Source organism: Blautia sp. 210820-DFI.6.14, from assembly GCF_020558815.1.
GTDB classification, from domain to species: domain Bacteria; phylum Bacillota; class Clostridia; order Lachnospirales; family Lachnospiraceae; genus Blautia_A; species Blautia_A obeum.
The window spans coordinates 1-5,693 of sequence record NZ_JAJCKS010000054.1; the positions used below are offsets into that span (position 1 = coordinate 1).

At 39.2% G+C, this 5,693-nt stretch carries 8 protein-coding genes; all 8 read left to right on the forward strand.

Annotated features, from left to right (window positions below; translation table 11 throughout):
• The coding region (locus tag LI112_RS17460; protein WP_227191177.1) for a ParB/RepB/Spo0J family partition protein at window positions 1-911 on the forward strand (911 nt) is incomplete at its 5' end.
• Between the two features lie 14 nt (window positions 912-925).
• The gene (locus tag LI112_RS17465) at window positions 926-1,711 is read left to right on the forward strand and encodes a ParA family protein (protein WP_029471073.1); all 786 of its coding nucleotides are present in this window, start codon (window positions 926-928) and stop codon (window positions 1,709-1,711) included.
• On the forward strand, window positions 1,701-2,612 hold the full coding sequence (locus tag LI112_RS17470) for a ParB/RepB/Spo0J family partition protein (RefSeq protein ID WP_215719409.1): 912 nt from the start codon (window positions 1,701-1,703) through the stop codon (window positions 2,610-2,612). Before LI112_RS17465 ends, LI112_RS17470 begins: the two co-directional genes overlap by 11 nt.
• A 78-nt stretch (window positions 2,613-2,690) precedes the next feature.
• Entirely contained in the window at window positions 2,691-3,689 is a 999-nt protein-coding gene (locus LI112_RS17475) for a DUF6017 domain-containing protein (RefSeq protein ID WP_215719410.1), read from the forward strand.
• A 9-nt stretch (window positions 3,690-3,698) separates the two neighbouring features.
• On the forward strand, window positions 3,699-3,995 hold the full coding sequence (locus tag LI112_RS17480) for a hypothetical protein (RefSeq protein WP_215719411.1): 297 nt from the start codon (window positions 3,699-3,701) through the stop codon (window positions 3,993-3,995).
• A gap of 7 nt (window positions 3,996-4,002) precedes the next feature.
• Window positions 4,003-4,407 (forward strand): hypothetical protein, encoded by a 405-nt coding sequence (locus LI112_RS17485; protein WP_227191178.1) that lies wholly within the window; start codon window positions 4,003-4,005, stop codon window positions 4,405-4,407.
• Between the two features lie 70 nt (window positions 4,408-4,477).
• Complete coding sequence (locus tag LI112_RS17490; protein WP_227191179.1) at window positions 4,478-5,089, forward strand: class I SAM-dependent methyltransferase; 612 nt, start codon at window positions 4,478-4,480, stop codon at window positions 5,087-5,089.
• Window positions 5,090-5,151: 62 nt separating this feature from the next.
• Window positions 5,152-5,604 carry a VOC family protein gene (locus LI112_RS17495; RefSeq protein ID WP_215719414.1) on the forward strand — a complete coding sequence of 151 codons (453 nt, stop codon included), beginning with the start codon at window positions 5,152-5,154 and terminating at the stop codon, window positions 5,602-5,604.
• Window positions 5,605-5,693: the final 89 nt, after the last annotated feature.

Below are 5,693 nucleotides of genomic sequence, written 5' to 3' on the forward strand. Positions count from 1 at the left end.
GGCATTTTTTATTTCCTGAATCCTGGAGGAAAGGAGTCAAGATGACTGAACCAAATAGACAATCAGGAGAAAACGAAGAAAGAATCATAGAAATTGAAATTGAGCGTCTTCGTCCGTTCAAAGAGCACCCGTTTCAGGTAAAAGATGATAAGGAAATGTTTCTTTTGCAGGAAAGCATTGAGAAGTATGGAATTTTAAATCCGTTAATCGTCAGACCAGTACCGGATGGATACTATGAGATCATATCCGGTCACAGAAGAAAACATGCTGCGGAGAAACTGGGATACCGTAAAGTACCGGTAATCATCCGGGTATTAAGTGAAGATGATTCCATCTTGAGCATGGTAGATTCCAATCTTCACAGAGAACGGATCAGCTACAGTGAAAAAGCTTTTGCTTACAAACTGAAGAATGACGTATTGAAAAGAAAAAGTGGTCGAAAAAAGAGCCAAGTTGACCACAAAACACCAAGAAAGCGGGCAATAGAAATCATCAGTGAAGATTGTGGTGATAGCCCAAAACAAGTGCAGCGTTATATCTCACTGACAAAACTGATACCGGAAATGCTGCAGAAACTGGATGATGAGATCATTTCTTTTTGTCCGGCTGTAGAGATAGCTGCATTAAGTGAAAAAGAACAAAGAGAACTGCTTGTAGCAATGGAGTATGCACAGGCAATCCCATCACTCTCACAGGCCCAGAGGATCCGGCAACTGAGTAAAGAAAAGCAGTTGTCACTGGAAAAGATGGAAGAAATCATGTGTGAGGTTAAAAAGGGTGAAATCACAAGAGTGGCTTTCACAAACGAACAGCTACATAAGTATTTTCCGAATTCCTATACACCGGCAATGATGAAGCGGGAAATACTGGCACTGTTGAAATTATGGAAAAAAGAATCATGGGAAAGTTAAAGGAGGAAGAAATCATGTGTAAAGTTATATCCGTAGTAAACCAGAAAGGCGGCGTTGGAAAGACCACCACAACCGTAAATGTAGGCATTGGACTGGCAAGAGAAGGTAAGAAAGTGTTGCTGATTGACGCGGATCCACAGGGAAGTTTAACAGCAAGTCTTGGATATGAGGAGCCGGATGATCTTCGAATCACACTGGCAACGATCATGATGGATGTCATCAATGAAGAAGAAATCTCCTTGGAAGATGGTATCTTACATCACCAGGAAAATGTAGATCTTCTCCCGGCAAATATTGAGCTTTCCGCATTGGAAGTAACGATGGGAAATGTTATGAGCAGAGAAATGATCATGAAAGAATATATCGATGCGATAAGATCCCGATACGATTATATCCTGATCGACTGTATGCCGAGTCTTGGTATGATGACAATCAATGCATTGGTTTCTTCTGACTCAGTTCTGATACCAGTACAGGCCGCATATCTGCCTGTTAAAGGACTTCAACAGCTGATCAAGACTATTCTTACAGTAAAGAAAAGACTGAACCGGAAACTGGCGATTGAGGGTATTCTCCTGACTATGGTAGATTTCAGAACCAATTATGCAAGGGACATTGCATCAAGAGTACATACAACCTACGGAAGCCAGATTGAAGTATTTGAAAATGTAATCCCGATGTCCGTAAAAGCTGCTGAGACCAGTGCAGAGGGAAAAAGTATCTACATGCACTGTCCAAAAGGAAAGGTTGCCGAAGCATATATGAACTTAACACAGGAGGTTTTGAAGAATGAAAAATAGAAGTGGCGAAAAGATCAAACTGGCAAGTATTGATGAACTGCTTGGTGTGGTAAATGAAGAATCTGCAATGGAGATAGAGATCAGTAAGATCCATCCGTTTAAAAATCATCCGTTCAAGGTGCTGGATGATGAAAAGATGCAGGATCTGGTTGAAAGTGTAAGGATCAATGGAGTGCTGACACCGGTACTGCTTCGCATGGATGAAAATGAAGAATATGAAATGGTATCCGGTCACAGAAGAATGCATGCAGCACAGCTGGCAGGACTGACGACAATTCCGGCAATCGTAAGAGAATTATCAGATGATGATGCCATTGTGGCTATGGTGGACGCTAACATTCAGCGAGAGGAACTGTTGCCGAGTGAGAAAGCCTTTGCTTATAAAATGAAATTAGCAGCTATGAAAAGACAAGCAGGAAGACCAAAAAGTAATTCTGGCCAAAATGACCAGAATTTAATAGGAACTGTATCTAGGGATGTATTAGCAGAGCAAGTTGGAGAAAGTTCTAAACAGATTCAGCGTTACATCCGTCTGACAGAATTGATACCGGAACTTCTTGAACTGGTAGATAACAAAAAGCTTCAGTTCACGGTTGCCGTCGATATCTCCTACATCGATAAGGAAGTACAGGAATGGATTTACGAATATATCAGCGACACTGGATTTATCAAGCCCAAACAGATTGCAGCACTTAGAAATCAACTGAATGATGGACCAATTAATCAGATTCAGATGTTATCGATTTTCAATAACTGTGTGATGGCAAAGAAAGTATCCCGGTCTCTCACTTTCTCAGAAAAGAAACTGACAAAGTACTTTCCGGATGATTATACAGCCAAAGATATGGAGCAGGTGATTGAATCATTATTAGAAAAATGGATGCAGGAACAGTCCTGTTAAGGATAGAAAAAGCTAAGAAAACAAAGTCAAAGAAGTTTAAAAAGAGGACTTCTTAGCAGAAAACGAAAGGAGGAAATTATGGAGAAAAAAATGACATTTAATTATTTTTACGGTACCGAAGCTGATCAGTTCAGCTTCTACCGCATACCAAAAGCATTATTTACAGACAGCTATTTTAAAGATTTATCAAGCGATGCTAAAATTTTATATGGACTGATGTTGGATCGAATGTCTCTTTCCATCAAAAATCAGTGGTTTGACGACAAAAACAGAGCATATATCTACTTTTCCATCGAAGATATCATGGAATTACTGAACTGTGGCAGAAATAAAGCCATCAAATCCATGAGAGAACTGGATGACGAAACAGGAATTGGTCTGATTGAGAAACGCAGGCAGGGATTTGGAAAGGTGAATGTTATCTACGTAAAAACCTTTATGCCTGAGAAAACAGATGAGAAAAAATTTGGAGAGGAATTAGAGAAGTTTAAAAAACAAACTTCTGTGGAAAATGAAGAGCCTGCAGAAGTTTACAATTTAAACTTCATGAAGTCCCAAAATCAAACTTCTAGAAGTCCCGAAAACAAACTTCAAGAAGTTTACATTTCAAACCCTAATAATACTAATCTTAGTGATACTGAAATGAATGATAATAAATCTAATCATATCATATCTGTGGATGAGAAAAGATTTGATAGCGATAATCGCTCTGAGGATTGTCAGGCTTATGAAAACCTTGTCAAAGAGACCATTGATTATGAATCACTGGAAGTAACCCATCATGACGATATGCGACAGGTAGATGAAATCGTGAACCTGATCGTAGAGACTGTGATGTGTAAAAATGACAAGATCTTGATTGCCAGCAACTGGTATCCGGCATCACTGGTGAAGAAAAAATTTCTGATGCTGACCTATTCACATATTGAGTATGTCTTACACTGTATGAGTGGTAACACCACAAAGGTGAAGAACATCAAGAAATATTTATTAGCAGCTCTGTTTAATGCACCGTCTACGATGAACGGGTATTATCAGGCAGAGGTGAACCATGATATGCCAGGACTGGTAAGATAGGAGGTGCACATGTTTATTTTAAAACTTGCTGGGAAGATGTTGTTACTGCCGGTATGGCTGATCCTTTTTGTGATCGGCCTGGCAGTAAAAATGACAGTACAGACTTATGCGGTTGTTAGAGGGATCCTTGGATTTATATTCACTTTGTTGATTATAGCGACTGCATATTGTTACCATGATTGGGTACAGGTTGCATTTCTGTTTTCGCTGAGTGTTATTCTGTATCTGATCCTGTTTGCAGGAGTGTTCGTAGATGCTGTACTGGACATGACAAGAGAACGTATTATTGATTTTATTATATCGTGAGGAGGATATGAAAATGAGCAAAAACAATGATTATATTCAGTTACCACCACTAAAAAAAGACACACCGTCCGATGTGGTAGCATTTATGTGGGAGTACATGAAAGTACCGGAGAATTCAAGAGAAAAAGTTAAGAATTTGCTTAAAGATGCAAATGAAAATGGCGTAAAATTAAGTCATCGGGCACCAACACTGTATGATGTTGTCCCAAAAGAAGAAATTGCTGAATTTGAAGAGCTTATGCGCAAAACCATAGCTGACATTGTATCAGAAGCCAGTAGCGTTGCCTGTTGGGTGTATGTGCAGAAATATGTGAAACAGAAAACTCTTGACGAAATGCTGCAAGAATTGCCAGGAGCAGGCCAGTTTATCATTGTCATGGATACCTGGTTCGAAAGAATGATGGCGGAATAATGGATGCTATGATAGAATAAAGAAAACGATTTGAAGTGCAAATCGGTATTTAAAGAGGAGGAATAATGCAATGAACTTCTTTGAAAATACTCGTAAGCCACAAGGCTTCGGCGGAAAATTGATGACGAAGATGATGAACATCGGTCACACCAAGTTATCACAATGGGGATTCTCAAATATCTCAGTGAATCCGGACGCTGCGGTACTGGATGTTGGTTGCGGAGGCGGTGCAAATATTGTAGCCTGGTTGGGCAAATGCGGAAATGGACATGTGACAGGAATGGATTATTCGGAGGTCAGTGTGGCAGAATCTCAAAAACTGAACGCCACCGCCATTAAACAAGGGAAATGTTGCGTGGTTCAAGGGAATGTATCTGCTATCCCTTTTCCTGATGCGGTTTTTGATTATGTTTCTGCTTTTGAGACAGTTTACTTCTGGCCGGGATTGGAAAAATGTTTTTTTGAGGTAAATCGAGTTCTGAAAAGCGGAGGGACATTCCTGATTTGTAACGAATCTGACGGAACGAATGCCGCAGATGAAAAATGGACAAAGTTGATTGATGGTATGAAGATTTACACATCTGATCAACTCATTGCTTCTTTGAAAGAAGCAGGTTTTACAGAGATAAAAACGTATTCAAATACAAAAAATCATTGGATAAGTATTGTTGCAACGAAATAGCTAATTTCCAGTTTGTTTGTGAGAGAATAGAAAATCGAAAATTTCATCAGGAGGATATAAAGATGGTTGGTAGAATTTATCATGTAGGACTAACGGTTTCTGATTTGGATCGCTCTATTGCGTTCTATAGAGATATTCTTGGACTTGAGTTTCAAGGCGAAATCTTTATGAAGGGAGAAGAAACAGATAAAATGTTTCGTAAGGAAAATTGTAAAGCAAGGGTTGCTTATTTGAATGGTTCTAAGGTTATTGAAGCACCGCCAGTCGAACTGATTCAGTTTGTAGACAGCGAAATTCATAAAGCACAATCGGATTTGTTTACAACATCTATCTCAGAAGTGTGCTTCTACACGGATGACATTGATTCTGTTTACCAAACCCTTATAGAAAATCATGTAGAATGCTTGTCTGAACCACAGTATTTTGATTTCAGGGCAGATGGATTTGGAGAAAGCAGAGCTTTTTATTTCAGGGATCCGGATGGCATCATCCTTGAAATGATGCAGCCTCTTTGATGAGAAATCATAGGTACGGTAAAATGGAAATTCAAGTTTGTATATATCTTTTAAAAGGTATATGATTAAGAAAAACGGCAGGAGGTATC

What these genes read in the sequence shown, in the direction of transcription:
- LI112_RS17490 (WP_227191179.1), top strand. Translation starts at nt 4,478, where the DNA reads ATGAACTTCTTTGAAAATACTCGTAAGCCACAAGGCTTCGGCGGAAAA.
- LI112_RS17470 (WP_215719409.1), top strand. Translation starts at nt 1,701, where the DNA reads ATGAAAAATAGAAGTGGCGAAAAGATCAAACTGGCAAGTATTGATGAA.
- LI112_RS17475 (WP_215719410.1), top strand. Translation starts at nt 2,691, where the DNA reads ATGGAGAAAAAAATGACATTTAATTATTTTTACGGTACCGAAGCTGAT.
- LI112_RS17480 (WP_215719411.1), top strand. Translation starts at nt 3,699, where the DNA reads ATGTTTATTTTAAAACTTGCTGGGAAGATGTTGTTACTGCCGGTATGG.
- LI112_RS17495 (WP_215719414.1), top strand. Translation starts at nt 5,152, where the DNA reads ATGGTTGGTAGAATTTATCATGTAGGACTAACGGTTTCTGATTTGGAT.
- LI112_RS17465 (WP_029471073.1), top strand. Translation starts at nt 926, where the DNA reads ATGTGTAAAGTTATATCCGTAGTAAACCAGAAAGGCGGCGTTGGAAAG.
- LI112_RS17485 (WP_227191178.1), top strand. Translation starts at nt 4,003, where the DNA reads ATGAAAATGAGCAAAAACAATGATTATATTCAGTTACCACCACTAAAA.